Here is a 22,597-nt window from a genome sequence, read left to right on the forward strand (position 1 = left end):
AAATCGGGCGGCGCGCGAATGCGCCGCCCATCCGCTGAACGGTCTCGACCGCACGCACGGCATCGTGATGTAATCGCGCGACACGGCGCGCCGGGGCATGACACCGGCCGCCGGCGGATTATTTCTTCACGAGGTCGATTCATGTCTCCCGTCTCGGCATTCAAGCTGGTTTTGTTGTCATTTCTCGCGATCGTCGCGCTCGAATGCCTCGCCAAGCGGTTGCGGCTGCCGCCCGCGGCCGCGCTGCTGGTCGGCGGCATCGGCATCGCGTTCATTCCCGGCCTGCCGCCGATCGATCTCGATCCCGAACTGGTGCTGCTGGTGTTCCTGCCGCCGCTGCTGATGGACGGCGCGTACTTCTCGGTGTGGGAGGAGTTCAAGCGCAACGTCGGCGGCATCCTGCTGCTGGCGATCGGCGCGGTGGTGTTCACGACGTTCGCGGTCGGCCTGGCCGTGCACTGGGTGGCGCCGTCGCTGCCGTGGGCCGCGTGCTTCGCGCTCGGCGCGATCGTGTCGCCGCCCGACGCCGTCGCCGCGAAGGCCGTGCTCGAGCGCGTCGCGCTGCCGCGCCGGCTGATGGTGCTGCTCGAAGGCGAGAGCCTGCTGAACGATGCGGCCGGCCTCGTGCTGTTCCGCTTCGCGGTCGCGGCCGCGCTCACCGGCGCGTTCAGCCTCGAGCACGCGGTCGTGCGTTTCGCGGAGCTGGGCATGGGCGGCGTCGTGGTCGGCTTCGTGATCGGCTGGCTCGTCGTGTGGTTCCTGAAGCAGCTCGACGACGACTACCTCGTGATCACCGTCGCGGTGATCGCCGGCTGGATCGCCTATATCGCGGGTGAAATGGTCGAGGTGTCCGGCGTGATCGCCACCGTGGTGGTCGGCATGATCGTCGGCTGGCATCAGCACGAGGTGTTCTCGGCGGCCGTGCGCACGCGCGGCACCGCGTTCTGGCAGGTCATTGTGTTCCTGCTCGAGGCGATGGTGTTCGTGTTGATCGGGCTGTCGTTGCGCGGCGCGATCCACCGGCTCGGCGGCTTCGAGCAGGTGCTCGCCACGATGGTGCCGCCGACGCTCGCGGTGCTGGCGGCGGTGATCGTGTCGCGCTTCGTGTGGATCTACGCGGTCGAGGCGCTGAAAGGGCCGACGCGCCGGCTCACGCGCAGCGCGTGCCGGCCGGACTGGCGGGCCGCGACGATCATGAGCTGGGCCGGGATGCGCGGCGTCGTCACGCTGGCGATCGCGCTGTCGCTGCCCGATGCGATGCCCGGTCACGACGTGATCCTGGTCGCGTCGTTCGCGGTGATCCTCGTCACCGTGCTGCTGCAGGGCACGACGATCGGGCCGCTGATCCGGCTGCTGCGCCTGCCGCAGCGCGAAGCGCGCGCGGCGCATCACCTGACCGAGCCGCAGACGTGGGCGTACGTCGAGGCCGCGCAACTCGCGGCGATCCAGCCGCTCGTGCGCGACGAGAACGGGGTCGTGATCCATCCGCGCCTGCTCGAGCAGTACACGTATCGCGCGGAATTGACGCAGCGCCTGCAGCATGAGCCCGCGTTTCCGGACAGCGATCGCGCCTCGCACTACGACGTCGTGCTGGCCGCGATCCGGGCCGGGCGAGCGGAATTGTTGCGCCTGCATCGTTCGGGCCGTATTCACGACGAAATGCTGCACGCGCTCGAACGCGACCTCGACCTGCAGGAAGTGTCCGCGCAGCACGCGCGCGGATGAACGCCGGGCGGGCGCGGCGCGCCCGCCGTCTTTCCCGCCTCGCCCGTCGGCAGCGCGCGAGCATGCACGCGCCTGCTGCATTCGCATGCGTCATTTCAATTTGGTAAATGATCGGATTTAATCCGACGCGAGGGGATTTTTGCCCGCGTGGCTTAACCAAACAGGACGCAGATAGATGCTGTGTTCTAATTTCATTTAGAATCAGCCGGTTATGTTTATTGAGAGAAATCGCGCGGGGCGAGCGCCGGCTGTCGACGGGGAAAATCGGCATCCGATGGCCTTGCGCGTTAGCGCCGACGGGCCCGGTCGGCGTCAGCAAGCGGATCATTCCTCCGCAAGAATAAGATCGTGCTTAAGTCGGATAATCAACTCTCATGAAAGAATCGATTGGAGAATCGGCGTTTGAAACAACTTTTATGAACGAATCGAGTGGTGAAAAGGTATCGGATTACCTCGAGTCCGGTTTATCGGTCCTTCTCGTCGACGATCAACCGTTCGTCGGCGAGGTGATTCGCCGCGCGCTGCGCAACGAACACGACATCGACCTGCACGTGTGCACCGACGCGCACCGGGCGATGGCGGTCGCGCGCGACGTGAAGCCGACGGTCATCCTGCAGGATCTCGTGATGCCGGATATCGACGGCCTCGATCTCGTCCGGGCGTGGCGCGCGGACGCCGGCACGGCTCGCGTGCCGATCATCGTGCTGTCCGCGAAGGAGGAGCCGATCGTCAAGCGCGAGGCGTTCATCGCCGGCGCGAACGACTATCTGGTGAAGCTCCCCGACGCGATGGAGCTGGCCGCACGGATCCGCTATCACTCGAATTCGTACCTGATGTCCCGGCAGCGCGACGAGGCGCTCGATTTCCTGTCGCACGACATGCGTTCGCCGCAGACGTCGATCCTCGCGCTGCTCGACGTCTACCGGGCCGAGCACGGCGAGATGCCGGCGATCATGGAACGCATTGCCGGCCATGCGCGGCGCGCGCTCGCGCTTGCCGACGGCTTCATCCACCTGACCCGTGCGCAGTCCGAGCGCCGCGCGCACGAGGTCGTGAGTCTCAACGAGATCGTGCTCGACGCCGTCGACCAGCTGTGGGAGAAGGCGGCCGGGCTCGGCAGCCGGGTCGCCGCGCACGTGCCCGATACCGAGTGCGTGACGATGGGCGACCGCATGATGTTGACGCGCGCGGTCGCGAACCTGATCGACAACGGGCTGAAGTACGGCCCGGCCGGTACGGACGTGCACTGCACGCTGAGCAGCGAGGACGGTGCCTGGCTGATCGGCGTCGAGGATACCGGCGCGGGCATCGCGCCGGAGCAGCGCACGGCCGCGACCGAGTCGTTCGTGCAGCTCGAATCCGCGCATGGCGCGGCGCGCGGCGGCTTCGGCCTCGGGCTCGCGTTCGTCCGCGCGACGGCGGCGCGGCATCGCGGCCAGATCCTGATGCGCAATACGGCGCGCGGCTTCATGGTCGCGCTTCGGCTGCCGGCGCAAGCGGAGCGGTGAACCCGCGGGCCGTGCGGCCTTGCCCGCAGGCCCCGCCGCGCGCATGCGCGCCCGGCTCCCCACGCGCACCGGTCGCGCCGCCTCCGGCGGGCGCCGGCCGGCGCGGACCTTTTCTCAACGCAGACTTTGAAAGCCCATAACGAACATGGCCACCGTGACGCCCCGCGCGACCAATGAAAGCCTGCATCCGACGATCGGCGCTGCCCGGCTGACGCTCGGCAATCGCATCCTGCTCAGCTTCGGCGTGCTGTTCGTGCTGATGCTGGTGACAGCCGGCGTGTCCTACGAGCGATTGCGTGCGATCAACAGCGAAGCCGTCAGCATCGAGCGCGACTCGCTGCCAGGCGTCTACCTCGCGTCGTCGCTGCGCGGCGCGGTGAATGAATCATTCATGCAGCTGCAGCAGGCGACGTTCGTCGAGACCGATCCCGACGCCGCGCGCCGCGACCTCGCGAAGATCGCCGACGTGACGAAGGAGATCGACAAGCTGTCGATCGACTATCAGAACACGACGTTCCGCGAAGACGACCGCGCGCGCTTCCTGTCGTTCCGCTCCGCGTACGACCACTACCTGCCGCTGCTGAACGAGGCGGTGCAGAAGAGCCGCGGGTCGCGCGGCGACGCGCCCGCCGCATATGCGGCCGTGCTGCCCGCGTGGGCGGAGGTGGTGCGCAACGCGAATACGATGGTCCAGGAAAACCGCAAGTTCGCCGATCAGTCGGCGAAGCTGATCCGTGAATCCGTGCAGGACACCGAGGTGGTGCTGGCGGTCGCGCTGACCGTCGTGCTGCTGGCCGCGCTCGGGTTCGGCTACATGCTGTACCGCTCGGTGACCGTGCCGATGGCGCGGCTCGTCGAGGTGCACGACGTGATGCGTACCGGCAACCTGACGCGCCGCCTCGACCTGCGCCGCCGCGACGAATTCGGCACGCTCGAGACGGGCTTCAACCGGATGGCCGACGAACTGACCGAGCTCGTCGCGCGTGCGCAGCAGTCGTCGCTGCAGGTGACGACGTCGGTCGCCGAGATCGCGGCGACGTCGCGCGAGCAGCAGGCGACCGCGAACGAAACCGCGGCGACGACGACCGAGATCGGCGCGACCTCGCGCGAAATCTTCGCGACCTCGCGCGACCTGGTGCGCACGATGAACGAAGTGGCCGGCGTGGCGGAGCAGTCGGCCACGCTCGCGGGCGTGAGCCAGAGCGGGCTCACGCGGATGGGCGAGACGATGCGCAGCGTGATGGACGCGGCCGGCTCGGTGAACGCGAAGCTCGCGATCCTCAACGAGAAGGCGCTGAACATCAACCAGGTGGTCGCGACGATCACCAAGGTGGCCGACCAGACCAACCTGCTGTCGCTGAACGCGGCGATCGAGGCCGAGAAGGCCGGCGAATACGGCCGCGGCTTCGCGGTCGTCGCGACCGAGATCCGGCGCCTGGCCGACCAGACGGCGGTCGCGACCTACGACATCGAGCAGACGGTGAAGGAAATCCAGTCGGCGGTATCGGCGGGCGTGATGGGGATGGACAAATTCTCGGAGGAAGTGCGCCGGGGGATGCTCGACGTGCAGCAGGTCGGCGGGCAGCTGTCGCAGATCATCGCCGAGGTGCAGACGCTCGCGCCGCGCTTCCAGATGGTCAACGAAGGGATGCAGACGCAGGCGAACGGCGCGGAGCAGATCACGCAGGCGCTGTCGCAGCTGTCGGAGGCCGCGCAGCAGACGGCCGAGTCGCTGCGCCAGTCGTCGCAGGCGATCGACGACCTGACGCTCGTCGCGAACCAGTTGCGCACCAGCGTGTCGCGCTTCAAGGTCGACGCGTGATGCGCGCGGACACGCAGAACGGCGCGCATGCGCTGTTCCTGATGTTCGAGCTCGACGGCGAACGCTATGCGCTCGACGCGGCCGGCATCGACGAGGTGCTGCCGCTCGCGGCCACGAAGGCCGTGCCCGGCGCACCCGAATGGATTGCCGGGCTGCTGATGCGCGGCGGCCAGCCGGTGCCGGTGATCGACGTGCCGATGCTGGCGCTCGGGCGCCGCGCGCATGCGTTGCGCTCGACGCGGCTCGTGATGGTCCGATACAGGGTTCGTGATTGCGCGAACGACGCGGACGCCGGCGAGCGGATGCTCGGCCTGATCGTGGAGCGTGCGACGCAGACGATGCGGATCGATCGCGCGGCGTTTCGCGCGAGCGGCATCTCGACCGCGCGTACGCGCTGGCTCGGGCCCGTCGCGCATACGCCCGACGGCGTCGTGCAGCAGGTATCGGTGCGCGACATCGTCGATTCGGTCGCGTGCCTGCACCTGTTCGACGACGCATCGGCCAACGGAGGGGCGCCGGCATGACATCCATCGCATCGAATTTTCGCGCGTGGCTGCTGCGCGAGACCGGCATCGACCCCGATTCGCTCGGCAACGATTTCCTGCTGCGCGCGGTGACCGAGCGCATCTACGCGACCCAGGCGGCGGACGGCGAGCGGATGCCCTGCGCCGCGCGGCCGCCGGTCTCGCCGGACGCGCTCGACGCCTACTGGCAGCAGCTCAACGCGTCGGCCGACGAACGGCGTGCGCTGATCGAGCTGTTCGTCGTGCCCGAGACCTGGTTCTTCCGCGACCGCGAGGCCTTCGCGACGCTCGCGCGGCTCGCGGCCGAACGGCTCGCGGCGCAGCCCGGCCGCGTGATCCGCGTGCTGAGCGCGCCGTGCTCGACGGGCGAGGAGCCGTTTTCGGCGGCGATGGCGCTGCTCGACGCGGGGCTCGACCCGGCCAGTTTCACGATCGACGCGATCGACCTCAGCACGCGCGCGATCGAGCAGGCGCGGCTCGGCTGTTACGGGCGCAACGCGTTTCGCGGCACCGCGACGGAGTTTCGCGCGCGGCATTTCACGCCGACCCGCGAGGGCTGGCTGCTCGACGAGCGCGTGCGCGCCTGTGTGCAGTTCCGGCAGGGGAACCTGCTCGAGCCGGTCGGCGACGCGCTCACCCGCTACGATTTCGTGTTCTGCCGCAACGTGCTGATCTACTTCGATCGCGACGCGCAGGATCGCGTGATCCGCTCGCTCGGCGACCGCCTTGCCGACGACGGCGTGCTGTTCGTCGGGCCGGCCGAAACGGGCGTCGCGATGCGGCACGGGATGCGCTCGGCGCGCGTGCCGCTGGCATTCGCGTTCCAGCGCGCGAGCGTCGCCGAACGGCTGGCCGACGGGCTCGCCGCCGCGCTGCCGCCGGCCGTGCGGCCGTGGCGCGCCGACCGCTTCACGGCGGCGCGTGTCGCCGCGCCGCGCGTGGCGCCGTCCGGGTGGTTCGCCGGTGCGGCGGCGCACGCGCCCGCGCTCGCCGCCGCACCGCAACGGGCGGCGGACGGCGGTCATGGAAGCCATGGCGGAGATGTGCAGGCGCAGGCGGCCGGGGGCGATCCGCCGACGCTGGAAGACGCACAGGCGCTGGCGAATGCCGGCGCGTTCGACGAGGCGGAGCGCGTGCTCGCGCAGTTCTCGGCGCGCGTCGGGCCGCATGCCGATGCGTTCTACCTGAACGGGCTGATCGCGGATGCGCGCGGGCGCGCATCGGAAGCCGGCGACTTCTACCGGAAGGCGCTGTACCTGCGGCCCACGCATCACGAAGCGCTGACCCATCTCGCGACGCTGCTCGACGTCGGCGGCGATCGCGCGGGCGCGCAATGGCTGCTCGAGCGTGCACGGCGCTCGGCGGGATAATACGAAGGCATGACAAACATGATGAACCGCGAGGCCGCTGACCCAACCGACGACACGGCGATCGACGTCGACGATTGCTGGAACCGGATCGGCACGCGCGGCGACCGCACGTGCGAGCGGCTGAACGAGTGCCTGCGCTGCCTGAACTGCCCGGTGTACGCGTATCACGCGGCGAAGCTGCTCGAGCGCCCGCTCGACGGGGCGGAGATGGCCGACGCCACGCGCCGCATGGACACGAACGGCGCGTATGGCGCCGGGCGCGAGCGCAGCGACGCCGGCGCCGATACGCGCCATGCGGCGCTGGCGTTTCGCGTGGCCGACGAATGGCTCGCGCTGCCGATCGGCGTGCTGCGCGAGATCGCCGGCACGCGCCCGATCCATTCGCTGCCGCATCGCCGCCATTCGGCCGTGCGCGGCGTGGTCAACATCCGCGGCACGCTGCGCATCGCGATCTCGATCGGCGCGCTGCTCGGACTCGATGTCGGCCAGGGCGGCACCGGCGCCGACGGCCGCTTCACGCGGCTGCTGGTCGCCGCGCACCAGGGCGAGCCGGTCGTGTTTCCGGTCGACGAAGTCGAGGGCGTGCTGCGTTTCGGCGCATCCGACTGGGTGCCCGTGCCGGCCACGGTCGGGCGCGCGAGCGCCGGCCTGTCGCGCGGCGTGCTGTCGTGGCGCGGGAAGTCGGTGGGCCTGCTCGACGACGACCGCCTGTTCGACGCAGTCACACGGAGCATGCGATGAGCGGCGATGACGACCTGAGCCACCTGTCGCTGCTCGAGCTGTATCGCGAGGAGACGCGCACGCAGACCCAGGCGCTGTCCGAACGGCTGCTCGCGCTCGAATCCGGCGCGCCGGACGCGGCGGCGCTCGAGGCATGCATGCGCGCCGCGCATTCGCTGAAAGGGGCCGCGCGCATCGTCGGCGTGCCGCTCGGCGTCGACATCGCGGGGCGGATGGAGGAGTGCTTCGTCGCCGCGCAGGCCGGCACGATCGCACTGACGGCCACGCACGTCGACGTGCTGCTGGCGGGCGTCGATTTGCTGGTGCGCGTCGGCGATCCGCAGGCGCAGCCGGTCGCGCCGGCCGAGATCGAGACGTTCGCCGCGGCGCTGGCCGCGGCCGGCGATCCGGGCACGACGCAAACGTTGACGGCGGTGTCGCCGCCGCACGACGACGTTCCGCGCGAATCCGGCCGGCCGGCGCGCGAGGCGGCGCAATTCGGCGGCGACGCCGCGCCGCCCCCGGCCGCGAGCGCCGCCGATCCGGCGCAGTCCGCGCGCGGCGTGGGCGCAAACACAGGCGCAAGCACGGGCGCAATCCGCCGCGTGCGCGCGGATACGCTGAACCGGCTGCTGAGCCTGTCCGGCGAATCGCTGGTCGAATCGCGCTGGCTCAAGCCGTTCGCCGAATCGATGCTGCGCGTGAAACGCGCACAGCGCGACGCCGCGCGTTCGCTCGACACGCTGGTCGAGCGCTTCGCCGACGATCTCGACGCGGGCATGCTCGCGTCGATGAACGAAGTGCGGCACATGCTGAACGACCTGCAGCGCTCGCTCGCCGAGCGCATGGACGAATTCGACCGCTTCGAGCGGCGCAGCACGCATATCGCCGAGCAACTGTACGACGAGGCGCTGCAATGCCGGATGCGGCCGTTCGGCGACGCGACGCGTGCGTATCCGCGCATCGTCCGCGATCTCGCGCGCTCGCTCGGCAAGCAGGTGCGTTTCTCGATCGTCGGCGAGGGCACGCAGGTCGACCGCGACATCCTCGACCTGCTCGACGCACCGCTCGGCCATTTGCTGCGCAACGCGATCGACCACGGCGTCGATTCGCCGGAGGCGCGGCGCGCGCGCGGCAAGCCGGCCGAGGCGAGCGTGACGCTGGAGGCGCGCCACAGTGCCGGCTCGCTGCTGGTCAGCGTGATCGACGACGGCCCGGGCGTCGACATGGACGCGCTGCGCGCGGCCGTCGTGCGCCAGCGCCTGACCGACGACGAGACCGCCGCGCGGCTGTCCGATCCCGAACTGCTCGAATTCCTGCTGCTGCCGGGTTTCTCGATGCGCGATGCGGTGACCGACGTGTCGGGCCGCGGCGTCGGCCTCGACGCGGTGCAGGAGATGGTGCGCGGCGTGCGCGGCGCGGTGCGGATCTTCAACGAGCCGGGCGCGGGCATGCGTTTCGTGCTGCAGTTGCCGCTCACGCTGTCGGTGATCCGCAGCCTGCTCGTCGAGGTCGGTGGCGAGCCGTATGCGTTCCCGCTCGCGCACGTGCGCCGCACGCTCGAACTCTCGCACGACGATATCGACGTGCTCGAAGGGCAGCCGCATTTCCCGTTCGACGGCCGGCGCGCGGGCCTCGTCGCCGCGCATCAGCTGCTCGACGCGGGCGAGCCCGACGTCGCGCGCACACGAGCACGGCGGTCGTGGTCGTCGGCGGGGAACCCGAGCTGTACGGCGTCGCGGTCGACCGCTTCCTCGGCGAGCGGATGCTCGTCGTGCAGCCGCTCGACAGCCGCCTGCACAAGATCCAGAACATCGCGGCCGGCGCGCTGCTCGAGAACGGCGACCCGGTGCTGATCGTCGACGTCGAGGACCTGATCCGTTCGGTCGACAAGCTCGTGCGCGGCGGGCAGCTCGCGCGGCTCACGCGCGACCCGCAACTGGCGCTGGCCGACCGGCGCCGCCGCGTGCTCGTCGTCGACGATTCGCTGACGGTGCGCGAGCTCGAACGCAAGCTGCTGGAAAAGCGCGGCTACGACGTGACGGTCGCGGTCGACGGGATGGAGGGCTGGAACGCGGTGCGCAGCGATGCGTTCGATCTCGTCGTCACCGACGTCGACATGCCGCGCATGGACGGCATCGAACTCGTCACGCTGATCAAGGGCGACCCGATGCTCAAGCGCGTGCCGGTGATGATCGTGTCGTACAAGGATCGCGACGAGGATCGCCGTCGCGGGCTCGATGCGGGCGCCGACTACTACCTCGCGAAGAGCAGCTTCCACGACGAGGCGCTGCTCGACGCCGTGCACGACCTGATCGGGGACGCGCGAGGATGAACATCGGCATCGTCAACGATTTGCCGCTGGCCGTGGAGGCGCTGCGCCGCGTGATCGCGCTGCGCACCGACCATCGCGTGCTGTGGGTCGCGACCGACGGCGACGAGGCGGTGGATTTCTGCGTCGCGCATCCGCCCGACCTCGTGCTGATGGATCTCGTGATGCCGAAGGTCGACGGTGTCGCGGCGACGCGCCGGATCATGGCGCGTGCGCCGTGCGCGATCCTGATCGTGACGGCGAGCGTCAGCGCGAACACGTCGTCGGTCTACGAGGCGATGGGCGCGGGTGCGCTCGATGCGGTCGACACGCCGACGCTCGCGCTCGGGCTGTCGGCCGACGCGTCGCCGCAGGCGCTGCTCGCGAAGATCGACCAGATCGGCCGGCTGCTCGAAAGCCGTTCCGCGGCGCTCGTGCCGCCGGGGCCCGCGCCCGAGCGCGGCCAGCCGACGCTCGTCGCGATCGGCGCGTCGGCGGGCGGGCCGACCGCGCTGACCGCGCTGCTGCGCGCGCTGCCGGCCGACTTTCCGGCGGCGATCGTGATCGTCCAGCATGTCGACCAGGCGTTCGCGCTCGGGATGGCTGAGTGGCTCGACGGCTATACGCGGCTGCCGGTGCGCGTCGCGCGGCAGGGCAGCGTGCCGCAGGCCGGCGAGGTGCTGCTCGCGGCGACCAACGATCACCTTTACCTGTCGCCGCGCGGCGTGCTCGGCTATACGCGGCATCCGGTCGAGACACCGTACCGGCCGTCGATCGACGTGTTCTTCAACAGCGTCGCCGACGGCTGGCAGGGCGAAGCGTTCGGCGTGCTGCTGACGGGCATGGGGCGCGACGGCGCGCTCGGCCTGAAGGCGATGCGCGCGAAGGGCTGCTACACGATCGCGCAGGACGAAGCGACGAGCGCCGTGTACGGAATGCCGAAGGCGGCCGCCGCGATCGGGGCGGCGTCGGCGATCCTGCCGCTCGAACGGATCGCGCCGCAATTGGTCGCGCGCGTGATGGGCCGATCGCGCGGCTGATTTCGCGGCTGATTTCGCGGCCGGCCTCGCGCGTTGCGCGGGGCGTCGGCCGTCGCGTAAAATGCGCGCTTCGGAGATGGCATGCCTCCCCGGGGTCCGGGCTTGCTCGCCACGAGCGCGCACAGGCCCTCAACCGCCGGTCGTCCGGCTGATGATGCCTGCGTGTTCCTGGGTCTTCAGGAGGTCGCAGGCCGGTCATGCACCATCCAAGCGGCATCCCGCCGCCCAGGTTTTGATGTTCCGTCGAATCTGGAATCACCCGATGTTCAACACTTCTGCCGACTTCCTCGCGACCGTGCGCTACGTGTGCCGCTGGCTCGCGCTGTCGGCCCTGCTTGGCGCACTGGCCGGCACGGCTTCCGCCCTGTTCCTGATCGCGCTCGACTGGGCCACCGGCACGCGCGTCGCGCACCCGTGGCTGCTGTGGGGGCTGCCGGCGGCCGGTTTCGCGACCGGCTGGGTCTACCATCGCTTCGGCCAGTCCGTCGCGCGCGGCAACAACCTGCTGATCGACGAAATCCACGACCCGAAGGCGCTCGTGCCGAAACGGATGGCGCCGCTCGTGCTGGTCGCGACCGTCGTCACGCACCTGTTCGGCGGCTCGGCGGGCCGCGAGGGCACGGCCGTGCAGATGGGCGGCGCGCTCGCCGATCGCGTCACGCACGTGTTCCGTCTCGATCGCGAACATCGCCGCGTGCTGCTGATGGGCGGCATCGCGGCCGGTTTCGCATCGGTGTTCGGCACGCCGCTCGCGGGCGCTGTGTTCGGGCTCGAGGTGCTGGCGATCGGGCGTGTGCGGTACGACGCGCTGCTGACCTGTGTCGCCTCCGCGATCGTCGCGGACGTCGTCTGCCGCGCATGGGGCGTGCATCACACGGCCTATGCGATTCCGTTCGTGCCGCCCGTCAGCGCGGCGGGGCTCGGCGCGACGGTCGTCGCGGGCGTGGCGTTCGGCGTGGTCGGGCGGCTGTTCGCATTCGCGACGCATGCGCTGTCGGCGCTGTTTCGCCGGCGCATCCGCTACGCGCCGCTGCAGCCGGTGGTCGGTGGTCTGCTCGTGGCGGTCGCGGCGAGCGCGCTGAACGTGCCGCGGTATCTCGGCCTCGGCATTCCGACGATCGAGGCCGCGTTTCACGGCCCGTTGCCGCTCTACGATTTCGCGGGCAAGTTCGCGTTCACCGTCGTCACGCTCGCGTCGGGGTTCAAGGGCGGCGAAGTGACGCCGCTGTTCTACATCGGCGCGACGCTCGGCAACGCGCTCGGCCAGGTGCTGGCGCTGCCGGTGCCCGTGCTTGCGGGGCTCGGCTTCGTCGCGGTGTTCGCCGGCGCGGCCAATACGCCGATCGCGTCGACGATCATGGCGATCGAACTGTTCGGGGCGGATATCGGCGTGTATGCGATCGTCGCGTGTGTCGTTGCGTATCTGTTCTCGGGGCACGCGGGGATTTATCGCGCGCAGCGCGTGGCCGTCGAAAAGGGCGTGCACGGGCCGGGCGAGTGACGCGTGAGCGGCGGGGCGGCCATCCTGTATGGCCGCCCCGCGTCGCGTCCGGCTTGCCGTCAGGCTTCGGCCGGCTGCCCGCGCGGTTCGGCGCCATCGGACGCATGGCCGCGCGGCGTGTCCGCGAGCCCCTTCGCGAGCTCCAGCGCCTGCCGCTCGAACAGCCGGCGATAGATGCCGCCGTCGATGCGGATCAGCGCGTCGTGGCTGCCTTCCTCGATCACCTTGCCGTGGTCGAGCACCAGCAGCCGGTCGAGCGCGCGCACGGTCGACAGCCGGTGCGCGACCACGAGCGTCGTGCGGCCGACCATCAGCCGCTCCATCGCCTGCTGGATCAGCAGCTCGCTTTCGCTGTCGAGGCTCGACGTGGCTTCGTCGAGGATCAGGATCGGCGCATCGGCGAGGAACGCGCGCGCGATCGCGACCCGCTGGCGTTCGCCGCCCGACAGCTTGATCCCGCGTTCGCCGACCAGCGTGTCATAGCCGTCCGGCAGCGTAGCGATGAAGTCGTGCGCGCTGGCGAGCCGCGCGGCACGCTCGATGTCGGCCCGGCTCGCGCCGGGGCGCGCATACGCGATGTTCTCGGCGAGCGTGCGGTGGAACAGCACGGGCTCCTGCTGGACGATCGCGATCTGGCTGCGCAGCGAATCCTGCCGCACCTGCGCGATGTCCTGGCCGTCGATCGTGATGCGGCCGCCCGACACGTCGTACAGGCGCTGGATCAGCTTGATGAACGTCGTCTTGCCCGACCCCGAGTGGCCGACGAGGCCCACGCGTTCGCCCGGCGCGATGCGCATCGAGAAATCGTCGTACAGCGGCACCGGATGGTTGCCGTAGCGGAACGTCACGTGCTCGAAGCGGATCTCGCCTTGGCCGATCCGGATGGCCGGCGCGCCGGGACGATCGTCGATGCCGAGCGGCTGGCGTTCGAGCTCGACGAGTTCTTCCATGTCGTTCACCGAGCGCTGCAGGTTGCGGATGTGCATGCCGACGTCGCGCAGGTAGCCCTGCAGCATGAAGAACATCGTCAGCGCGAACGCGATGTCGCCGACGCTCGCCTCGTCGTTGACCCACAGCCGCAGCGCGACGCCGATCATCGCGGCCTGCATCGCGACGAGCATCGCGCCCTGCAACCCGCCGTTGAGCGTGCCGCGCACCCAGGTGCGGCGCGTGCGCTGCCGCCACTTGCCGATCACGCGGGCGAGCCGCGCTTCCTCGCGCGTTTCCGCGCCGAACGCCTTCACGACCGCGTTGCAGCTCACGGCATCGGCGAGCGCGCCGCCCATGCGCGTATCCCACAGGTTGCCGAGCCGGGCGGCCGGCGCGACGACGCCGAGCGACACCGCGACCGTCACCGTGATGTACAGCAGCGAACCCGCGCCGACGACGAGCCCCATTACGGGCCAGTGCGTGCCGAGCAGCACGGTTGCGCCGACGAGCATCGTGACCGACGGCAACAGCGCGATCAGCACGGTGTCGTTCAGCAGGTCGAGCGCCCAGATGCCGCGCGTGATCTTGCGCACGGTCGAGCCCGCGAAGCTGTTCGCGTGCCAGTCGGTCGAGAAGCGCTGCACGCGATGGAACGATGCGGCCGCGATCTCGCTCATCATCTTCAGCGTGAGCGTGATGATGTTCAGGTAGACGCCTTGCCGCAACACCGTCGCGCCGAGGCCGAGCGCGGCGAGCGTGCCGAACGCCGACAGCGCCGCGTGCCAGGCGGCCGACCGGTCGGTGAGGCCGGTCGACAGCGCGTCGACGAGGCGGCCGGCGAACAGCGGCGTGAGCACGTCGGCGAGCGCGGCGAGCAGCGAGAACGCCACGACGGCGGCGATGCGCGCCGGTTGCCGGCGCCAGTAGTGCAACGTGAAGCCGAAGACGGCCTGGAATGCCTGGCCGCCCAGATGGGTGGTTTTTCTGGTCATTTATCGTTGCCCGGCGCATCGCGCGACGGGACTTTCCGGATCAGAGAACGTCGAAACGCGACAGCCGGACCCGCGTGCGAGACGCGGATCGAAAGAGTGGGCTGTCGGGAACGTGCGCGGGCCTTCAGGCGCCGGCGCGGACGGCGGGCTGGATCAGCTGCGCCGTGGGACCACGTTCGGGAAGGATGCTGGCATTGGGAACATCTGCACCTCCCCTGAAGTGAACGGTTGAAAGGACGCCGAAAAGACGTGGAGCGATTCTATCAGCAGTCGCAAGGCGGTTGCAATGTCTGACGAATGCGGCGTTGCGGCGTCGATACGGGCGTGCGCATCGATTAAACTGCTTGGCTGCGCGCCGTGCGAAGGCCTGACGCAGGCCCGGCGCGCGCCGGCCCAAGCGGCCGCCAAACGCAGATTCGCAGATTCACGATACATTCCTGAGGAAACGATGAGCGACGTTCAGCAAGGCATCCTGACCCCGATCGATACGGCGGCCCGATACCTCACTTTCACGATGTCGAACGACGGCAATGTGGCGGCGGCGCTGGCCGCGCTGCGCGAGATCGTCGACGGACGCGACACGGTCGTCGGGTTCGGCCGTTCGCTCGCGTCGGGCCTGGGCCGCTCGATCGCGGGCCTGACCGGATTCCCGGCGTTCGCGGTGAAGGACCGCGCGCTGCCGGCGACGCCGGCCGACGTGTGGGTCTGGCTGCGCGGCGACGATCGCGGCGAGATCGTGCTGCGCGCGCGGGCGATCGAACGCGCGCTCGCGCCGGCGTTTGCGCTGCAGGATGCGGTCGACGGTTTCCGCTATTCGAACGATCGCGACCTGTCCGGCTACGAGGACGGCACCGAGAACCCCGAAGGCGACGAAGCCGTGGCCGCGGCGATCGTCGCCGGGCAGGGCGCGGGGCTCGACGGTGCGAGCTTCGTCGCGGTCCAGCAATGGCTGCACGACTTCGAGCAGATGGAGCGTATTCCGTCGGGCGACATGGACAACATCATCGGGCGCCGCCGCTCGGACAACGAAGAACTCGACGACGCACCCGAGTTCGCGCACGTGAAGCGCACCGCGCAGGAAAGCTTCGAGCCCGAAGCGTTCATGCTGCGCCGTTCGTCGCCGTGGGCGGACGCGCGCCGCGCGGGCCTCTACTTCGTGGCGTTCGGCTGCTCGTTCCGCGCGTTCGACGTGCAGATGCGCCGGATGAGCGGCGCGGAAGACGGGATCGTCGACGGCCTGTTCCGCTTCACGCGGCCGCTGACGGGCGCGTATTTCTGGTGCCCGCCGATGAAGGACGGCAAGCTCGACCTGTCCGCGCTCGGGCTGTAAGCGCCGCGCGACGGAGTTGACGGGCGGGCCGTGCGCGCTGCGCGGCCCGCCCGTTTCATTGTGGCGGCGCGTCAGCGCAGCGTGGTCTCGATCCGCGTGCCGCGCTTGATGAACTGCGTGACCGGCGTCTTTTCGCAGATTTCAGCGAGGCGCTGGCGTTGCGCGTCGTCGAGCGGGCCGTCGAGCGTCACGACGCGGCGCACGTACTGCGTGCCTTCGCGATCGGCATGCAGCTCGGTGCGCACGTCGATGCGTGCGGCCGGCCATGCCTTGCGCTGCATGTACATGCGCAACGTCGCGGCCGTACATTGCGCGAGGCCGGCCAGCACGAATTCATAGGGCGCCGGCCCGCGGTTGCGGCCGCCTTCGCGTTCCGCTTCGTCGCCGGTCAGCGCATGCGAGCCGGCTTGCAGGTTGACGACGTAATCGGGCGCATCGGCGTCGAGGACGGCGGCGGCATGGATGAGCGACATGGCGGAGCTCCGATGGCAATAAACGAAAAGCGGCCGCGCTGCGCGGCGGCCGCAGCCGCCAGCATACCCGTTCACGCGCGCGGCGTGCCGATGCGCGCCGGCTGGGCCGGCGGGACGCAGCCGCGCACGAGCGCGCTCACGCGTTCGCGTACCCACTGGTGCGCACGATCGACGTCGCGCGATTCGTGCCAGTACGCGAGGAGCGGGAACGGCTTGAGCCGCAACGGCAGCGGCCGCACCGCGATCAGCAGCAGGTCCGTCATTCGCAGCGCGTACGAATGCGGCAGCGTGACCAGCAGGTTGCCGGTCGCGGCGATCTGGCGCGCGGCGAAATAGTGCTGGCAGGTGAGCCGGATATCGCGAAAGCGGCCGTCGTTGCCGAGCAGCACGTCGAGCGATTGCGGCTCGCCGAGCGACGATACCGCGACATGCTGCGCCGCGAAATAGTCGCCGCGCCGCAGCGGGCCGTTCGCGAGCGGATGATCGCGGCGCAGTGCGACGACGAGCGAATCGTCGAGCAGGTGTTCGGTGGCGATGCGCGGGCCGGTCGGCACGCGGCGATCGACGGCGAGATCGAGGTTGCCCGCTGCGAGTTCGCGCTCGACGTCGCGGATCGGCACGCGCCGGCTCACGAGCCGCAGGCCCGGCGCCTCGTCGGCGAACGCCGCGACGATCCGCGGCAGCGCGATCGATTCGAGCACGTCGCGAATGCCCACCGCGATGCTCAGGTCGAGCGTCGCGGGATCGAACGCCGACGGCGTGCGCGCGGTGCCCTGCAGGCCCTTCAGGTGGCGCTGGACATCGGCGATGACTGCGCGGGTGCGCTCGGTCGGCACGACGCGGTTGCCCTGGCGCACGAACAGCGGATCGTCGAACTGGATGCGCAGGCGATTGAGCGCGTGCGTGATCGCGGGTTGCGTCAGGTGCAGTGCGCGGGCGGCCGCGCCGATGCCGCCATGCACGTAGACGGCGTCGAGCACGCGAAACAGGTTCAGGTCGAGACGGAGATCGACGGGCACGGGACGCGGGAGTGGTGGATCGCGGAGGTCGATTCTAATGGATGCGCGTCGTGGCGCCGCGCGGCGTGCGGGCGTTCGACGCGTTCGGCGGAGACCCGGCGGACGAAAAAAAAGCCGACCGGCGGCCGGTCGGCGCAATGGGGCCCGACCGCACGAGGGACGAGCCGGAACCCAGGCCAGATATCCGTAGGATATGCGTCCGATCCAGATGGGGCTGGATCGGCGCAGCGAGTATAAGAGGCGCACGCGCACACGGATATGTCGACGTCCTGTCGAGTTCCGACAATGCATGGACGGGTTCCCGCCGCAATATGTGTATTCAAAGGGCTTTCAATTTTGAAACGAAAACGTTTGCACGTTTGCGATTGCGTCGTTGGTTTAATTGCTCAATTTTGATTGATTTAAGTGAAGGATGCTTTCGGATGGATTGTGTTTAAGAAATATTGAGATCGTTAAGTTGAATTGGAGGGATTGGCGCAAGCGCCACGGGGCCTCGTTTGCATCGATATTAAGCAGCGGCCGGGCGGAATATAGGATCGCGCGTTGTTCCGCTCCTTAGTGGAATGGCGGGAATCAGGTGGCGGGTCGTCTTGTTTCAATCCGCCATAACCCTGTCCGGGTCGGACAATACTGTCAAGAAACGTACCTCAGAAGATATGATGCGAACGCTTTGGAACAGGTGGCTGTCGCGCGCAAGCTTCGAAAAATACATAAGCGTGTCTGAGAGAAAAGGCAGTAAGAGTCGAGGGCTCGGCAAGTGGATGCAAATGAACAACGCATAGTCGTCATTTTTTTGAGCGCGGGGTTTTCGATGGCACAGGCCGCGCGTCTGGTCGAGGCCTTCAATCTCGCCAATCGCTCGCAGACCGTCTGCGCGGCGTATCAGTTGAGATTCGTGTCCGCGAACGGCGGATTGCTCCAGTCTTCATCGGGCGTGCAGGTCGCGACCGATGCGCTGGACGACGATCATGGCAGGCGTGCCTACGCATTCTTTCACCTGCACGGCGATCACGCGCTCGTGGCGTGGAACGAGGACCTGCTGCGCCGGCTGCGGGACCTTCAGGCGAATGCCCGCTGGGTCGCGGACGGGATGAAGCTCGCGACGATCGCGGCGTCGAAGTGGGAGAGCGCGCGCGAAGACGCCGCGTCGCTCGCCACCGCGAGCCTCGTATCGGCGGCGAAGGACGTCGAGCCGTCCGAGCAGGCGGCGGATGTGCTGTCGGCGGTCATGGACATGTTTCGGCACGATCTCGGCGACGGCGCGGTGGAAGAGATCACCCGCCATATCTCGCGGCCGGTGGACGAGCGGTTCGTCCAGTCGATGTGGGCGATCCGGGAACTGAGCGCTAGCCCGTCGATCCGCACGTCGATGCAGCAATTGCGCGCGCAGAGCGTCAACCGCATCTCGATCGCGAACGCCGCGCAGGCCGCCGCGATGAGCGAGCGCAATTTCCTGCGGCGCTTCAAGAAGGAGATCGGCGTGACGCCGACCGAATTCGTCCAGCACGTGCGGCTCGAGCGTGCCTGCCACATGCTGGTCCACACGACGCTGCCGGCCGACAAGGTCGCGCGCCGCACCGGGTTCGGCAGCGGCGAGCGGCTCGCGAAGCTGTTCCGCCAGCGGATGCTGATGTCGCCGACCGAATACCGCACCAGCGAGCGCGCGCGGATCTCGAAGGTCGGCATCGCACTGCCGTATGCGCCGCCGATGCAGCGGTCCTGCGGGCTCGCGCCCTGACGGGGGGCGAAGCGGTTCGCGGCGTGATCGAGGTCGGGCCCCGCGGATTTCACGGCGTTTTCCCCGAGGCGGCAAGGATGGCGGAGCATCGCGGTTGACGCTCGCCCCGACGGGCGAACGGCGAGCGGTGTTGGCGCCGGGCGGGCCGGCTTTCGTACAATCACGGCGTTCCGGTCTCAGTGACGCCGCGCCATGCCCTTTTTTCCCACCACCGCCACCGCCCCTTTCTGCCCGTCGGAAGTAAAGGGCAGCATCACGATCGATGCCGGCGCGCCGCGCTGGCAGAAGCTCAAGCGCTTCTTCGGCCCCGGCCTGCTGGTCGCGATCGGCTACATGGATCCCGGCAACTGGGCGACCGACATCCAGGCCGGCTCGCAGTTCGGCTATTCGCTGCTGTGGGTCGTCGCGTTCTCGAGCCTCGCGGCGATCTTCCTGCAGATGCTCGCGGCGCGGCTCGGCCTCGTGGCGGGCAGGGATCTCGCGCAGGCCAGCTACGACCGCTACGGGCGGTTCGGCCGCGTCGTGCAGTGGGTGACCGCCGAGGTGTCGATCATCGCGTGCGACATCGCGGAAGTCCTCGGCTGCGCGCTCGCGTTCAAGCTGCTGCTCGGCGTGCCGCTCGCATGGGGGATCGTGCTGACCGCGCTCGACACGGTGATCGTGCTTGGCCTGCAGGGCAAGGGGTTCCGGCAGATCGAGGCGATCGTGCTCGCGCTGATCGCGACGATGGCGTTCTGCTTCGTCGCGCAGGTCGCGATCACGCCGCCCGACTGGCACGCGGTGGCCGGCGGGCTGGTGCCGGGCGATCCGGGCCACGACCGCAAGGACGCGATCGTGCTCGCGCTCGGCATCGTCGGCGCGACGATCATGCCGCACAACCTGTACCTGCATTCGTCGGTCGTGCAGACGCGGCGGGTGGTCGGCGGTGCGCGCGGGGTGATCCGCGACACGCTCGCGCTGGTGCGCATCGACACCTGCGTGTCGCTGTTCGTCGCGATGCTCGTCAACGCGGCGATCCTGATCGTCGCGGGCGCGGCATTCCATGCGACGGGCCAGCACGACGTGACCGACATCGAGCAGGCGTACCGGCTCATCACGCCGATCGCGGGCGGCGCGGCCGCGCTGCTGTTCGGCATCGCGCTGCTCGCGTCGGGGCAGAGTTCGACGCTCACCGGCACGATCGCCGGCCAGGTGATCATGGACGGCTTCCTGCACACGAAGATTCCGTGCTACCAGCGCCGGCTGATCACGCGCGGGCTCGCGCTCGTGCCGGCGCTGATCGGCGTGCTGTGGCTCGGCGACGGCTCGGTCGGGAAGCTGCTCGTATGGAGCCAGGTGCTGCTGAGCCTGCAGCTGCCGTTCGCGATGTGGCCGCTGATCCGCTCGGTCAGCGATCGCAACACGATGGGCGAGCACACGATCGGGCGCGGGATGCAGGCCGTCGCGTGGGCGCTGTTCGTCGTCATCACCGGCACGAACCTGCTGCTGATCACGGGCGTCGCCGGGTGAGCGCGGGCGGGGCGGCCGGGGTGCGCGCCGCTTCGCCGGTCATGAACACGGCCTATGACCGGGCATAACGAATATTCATTTCATCGATTGGCGGCATTCGCGTACGCTGGCCGTGCGTTTGCCGCCGGGCGCACGCTGCGCAGGGCTGCGGCGGCGCCGGATCATTTACGGGAGTCGGACAGATGACTGTGGTTTCTTCGCGCCTTGCCGGCAAGTGCGCATACATCACGGGCGCCGCAGGCGGCCTCGGCCGCGCGATCGCGCGCCGGATGGTCGAGCAGGGCGCGCGCGTGTTCGTGACCGACATCGCCGACGCGGCGGTGCTCGACGCGTTCGCGCAGGAACTCAACGCAGGCCATGCGACGCCGGTCGCGTTCGCCGCGACCCAGGACGTGCGCGACGAAGCGCGCTGGCAGGCGCTGCTCGCGCAGGCGGTCGATGCGATGGGCGGGCTGTCGGTGCTCGTCAACAACGCGGGCGTCGGCTCGATCGGCTCGCCCGCGCAAATCGAGCTGGACGAATGGCGGCGCGTGATGGCGATCAACGTCGAGAGCATCGTGCTCGGCTGCAAGCATGCGCTGTCGTATCTGGCCGAAAGCCATCCCGCATCGATCATCAACATCTCGTCGGTCGCCGCGTTCAAGGTCGAGCCGGATTTCACCGCGTACAACGCATCGAAGGCGGCGGTCGCGTCGCTCACGAAGTCGGTCGCGATCGACTGCGCACGCCGCGAGATCGACGTGCGCTGCAATTCGATTCACCCGGCGTTCATTCGCACGGGGATCGTCGAGCCGCTGTTCCAGTCGCTCGGCGAACGCGACGCGACGCGCAAGCTCGCGCGCGGCATTCCGCTGCGCCGGCTCGGCGAGCCGGACGACGTCGCGCACGCGGCCGTGTATCTCGCGTCCGACGAGAGCCGTTTCGTGACGGCCGCCGAACTCGTGATCGACGGCGGCATGTGCGCGGTCTGACGCGCACCCCGAACAACAACGACCGGAGGAGAACATCGTGTCCACACCCGTGAACCGCCAACTGCTGCTGAAGACGCGCCCGGAAGGGCGGGTCGGCCGCGAACATTTCTCGCTCGTCGAAGCGCCCGTGCCGGCGCTCGCGGACGGCGAGGTGCTCGTGCGCGTGCTGTACCTGTCGATGGACCCGACCAACCGCGTGTGGATGAGCGACGTGCCGCAGTACCTGCCGCCGGTGGCGATCGGCGAGGTGATGCGCGCGCTCGGCATCGGGCGCGTGGTGGCGTCGCGCAACGCGGGTTTCGCGGCAGGCGATCTCGTGCAGGGGCTCGTCGGCTGGCAGGACTACGCGCTCGTGCCGGCGGACCAGGCCGCGCAGCTCGTGACGTTGCCCGCGCAGTCGGGCCTGCCGCTGCCGACGCTGCTCGGCGCGTGCGGGATGAGCGGACTGACCGCGTATTACGGGCTGACGGACATCGCGCCGGTGCAGCCGGGCGAGACGCTCGTGGTGTCGGCCGCGGCCGGCTCGGTCGGCTCGATCGCCGGCCAGATCGGCAAGATCCATGGCGCGCGCGTGGTCGGTATCGCGGGCGGTGCAGACAAGTGCCGCTACCTGACCGAGACGCTCGGCTTCGATGCGGCCGTCGACTACAAGGCCGACGATTTCCGTCAGCAGCTGAAGGCCGCGACGCCGGACGGCGTGCACGTGAATTTCGAGAACGTCGGCGGCGAGGTGATGCGCGCGGTGCTTTCGCGGATGGTGATCGGCGGGCGCGTCGCGCTGTGCGGCGTGATCTCGAACTACAACAGCGGCCGTGCGGCGGACGACGTCGGCGTGCTGATCTCGAAGCGGCTGACGATGCGCGGCTTCCTGATCCTCGACTATCGCAAGAGCCGCGAGGCCGTGCAGACGCTTTCCGGCTGGCTGCGCGACGGCCGGCTCAAGGCCGAGGAAACCGTTGCCGATGGTCTCGAAAACGCGCCCGACGTGCTGAATCGCCTGTTCGACGGCGACCATCGCGGCAAGCTCGTGCTGCGCGTCGATCCGGACGCGTGAGCCGCATGAGCCGAGCGCGTGCTGCCGCGACGGCCAGATTGTCATGAAACGTCATATCGG

The 22,597-nt window shown here is 69.3% G+C and carries 16 protein-coding genes, 1 pseudogene and 1 riboswitch; of the genes and pseudogenes, 14 read left to right on the plus strand and 3 right to left on the minus strand.

Features of this window, described 5'->3' with window-relative positions; genetic code table 11:
* Positions 1 to 141 precede the first annotated feature (141 nt).
* The 9 genes and pseudogenes from WT26_RS23835 to WT26_RS23875 all read left to right on the plus strand — a co-directional run bounded on the left by WT26_RS23835 (position 142) and on the right by WT26_RS23875 (position 12,521).
* Entirely contained in the window at positions 142 to 1,725 is a 1,584-nt protein-coding gene (locus WT26_RS23835) for a Na+/H+ antiporter (RefSeq protein WP_069274091.1), read from the plus strand.
* 374 nt (positions 1,726 to 2,099) lie between these two features.
* Entirely contained in the window at positions 2,100 to 3,233 is a 1,134-nt protein-coding gene (locus WT26_RS23840; protein WP_069274092.1) for a hybrid sensor histidine kinase/response regulator, read from the plus strand.
* 145 nt (positions 3,234 to 3,378) lie between these two features.
* Positions 3,379 to 5,055: a methyl-accepting chemotaxis protein gene (locus tag WT26_RS23845; protein ID WP_069274093.1), complete on the plus strand. Its 1,677-nt coding sequence runs from the start codon at positions 3,379 to 3,381 to the stop codon at positions 5,053 to 5,055.
* Positions 5,052 to 5,579 (plus strand): chemotaxis protein CheW, encoded by a 528-nt coding sequence (locus WT26_RS23850; protein ID WP_069274094.1) that lies wholly within the window; start codon positions 5,052 to 5,054, stop codon positions 5,577 to 5,579. Before WT26_RS23845 ends, WT26_RS23850 begins: the two co-directional genes overlap by 4 nt.
* A complete protein-coding gene (locus WT26_RS23855) occupies positions 5,576 to 6,949 on the plus strand; it encodes a CheR family methyltransferase (protein WP_069274095.1) in 1,374 nt (457 codons plus the stop codon). The genes WT26_RS23850 and WT26_RS23855 overlap by 4 nt, the downstream gene beginning before the upstream one ends.
* Before the next feature lie 21 nt (positions 6,950 to 6,970).
* A complete protein-coding gene (locus WT26_RS23860; protein WP_069275125.1) occupies positions 6,971 to 7,690 on the plus strand; it encodes a chemotaxis protein CheW in 720 nt (239 codons plus the stop codon).
* Positions 7,687 to 10,004, plus strand: a pseudogene (locus WT26_RS23865) (hybrid sensor histidine kinase/response regulator). The gene WT26_RS23860 and the pseudogene WT26_RS23865 overlap by 4 nt, the downstream one beginning before the upstream one ends.
* Positions 10,001 to 11,020: a chemotaxis response regulator protein-glutamate methylesterase gene (locus WT26_RS23870; RefSeq protein WP_069274096.1), complete on the plus strand. Its 1,020-nt coding sequence runs from the start codon at positions 10,001 to 10,003 to the stop codon at positions 11,018 to 11,020. The pseudogene WT26_RS23865 and the gene WT26_RS23870 overlap by 4 nt, the downstream one beginning before the upstream one ends.
* Positions 11,021 to 11,083: 63 nt before the next feature.
* Positions 11,084 to 11,188: riboswitch (Fluoride riboswitch) on the plus strand.
* Between the two features lie 94 nt (positions 11,189 to 11,282).
* A complete protein-coding gene (locus WT26_RS23875; RefSeq protein WP_069274097.1) occupies positions 11,283 to 12,521 on the plus strand; it encodes a voltage-gated chloride channel family protein in 1,239 nt (412 codons plus the stop codon).
* Between the two features lie 59 nt (positions 12,522 to 12,580).
* Here WT26_RS23875 and WT26_RS23880 read toward each other — a convergent pair whose 3' ends face one another.
* On the minus strand, positions 12,581 to 14,443 hold the full coding sequence (locus tag WT26_RS23880; RefSeq protein ID WP_069274098.1) for an ABC transporter ATP-binding protein: 1,863 nt from the start codon (positions 14,441 to 14,443) through the stop codon (positions 12,581 to 12,583).
* Between the two features lie 448 nt (positions 14,444 to 14,891).
* On the opposite strand from WT26_RS23880, the gene WT26_RS23885 reads away from it, so the two are divergent.
* Complete coding sequence (locus WT26_RS23885) at positions 14,892 to 15,773, plus strand: Dyp-type peroxidase (RefSeq protein WP_069274099.1); 882 nt, start codon at positions 14,892 to 14,894, stop codon at positions 15,771 to 15,773.
* A gap of 71 nt (positions 15,774 to 15,844) precedes the next feature.
* Here the strand turns inward: WT26_RS23885 and WT26_RS23890 are convergent, their stop codons facing one another.
* Entirely contained in the window at positions 15,845 to 16,246 is a 402-nt protein-coding gene (locus WT26_RS23890) for an OsmC family protein (RefSeq protein ID WP_069274100.1), read from the minus strand.
* A gap of 71 nt (positions 16,247 to 16,317) precedes the next feature.
* Positions 16,318 to 17,265, minus strand: coding sequence for a LysR family transcriptional regulator (locus WT26_RS23895; protein WP_069274101.1), 948 nt, complete (start codon positions 17,263 to 17,265; stop codon positions 16,318 to 16,320).
* Between the two features lie 811 nt (positions 17,266 to 18,076).
* On the opposite strand from WT26_RS23895, the gene WT26_RS23900 reads away from it, so the two are divergent.
* The 4 genes from WT26_RS23900 (at position 18,077) to WT26_RS23915 (ending at position 22,537) form a co-directional block, all read left to right on the plus strand.
* Positions 18,077 to 19,003, plus strand: coding sequence for a helix-turn-helix domain-containing protein (locus tag WT26_RS23900; RefSeq protein WP_069274102.1), 927 nt, complete (start codon positions 18,077 to 18,079; stop codon positions 19,001 to 19,003).
* Positions 19,004 to 19,195: 192 nt separating this feature from the next.
* On the plus strand, positions 19,196 to 20,512 hold the full coding sequence (locus WT26_RS23905) for an Nramp family divalent metal transporter (RefSeq protein ID WP_069274103.1): 1,317 nt from the start codon (positions 19,196 to 19,198) through the stop codon (positions 20,510 to 20,512).
* Between the two features lie 182 nt (positions 20,513 to 20,694).
* Complete coding sequence (locus WT26_RS23910; protein WP_059521513.1) at positions 20,695 to 21,483, plus strand: SDR family oxidoreductase; 789 nt, start codon at positions 20,695 to 20,697, stop codon at positions 21,481 to 21,483.
* A 37-nt stretch (positions 21,484 to 21,520) separates the two neighbouring features.
* Positions 21,521 to 22,537: an NADP-dependent oxidoreductase gene (locus WT26_RS23915; protein WP_059665661.1), complete on the plus strand. Its 1,017-nt coding sequence runs from the start codon at positions 21,521 to 21,523 to the stop codon at positions 22,535 to 22,537.
* Positions 22,538 to 22,597: the final 60 nt, after the last annotated feature.

It is taken from the genome of Burkholderia cepacia (assembly GCF_001718835.1).
GTDB classification, from domain to species: domain Bacteria; phylum Pseudomonadota; class Gammaproteobacteria; order Burkholderiales; family Burkholderiaceae; genus Burkholderia; species Burkholderia cepacia_F.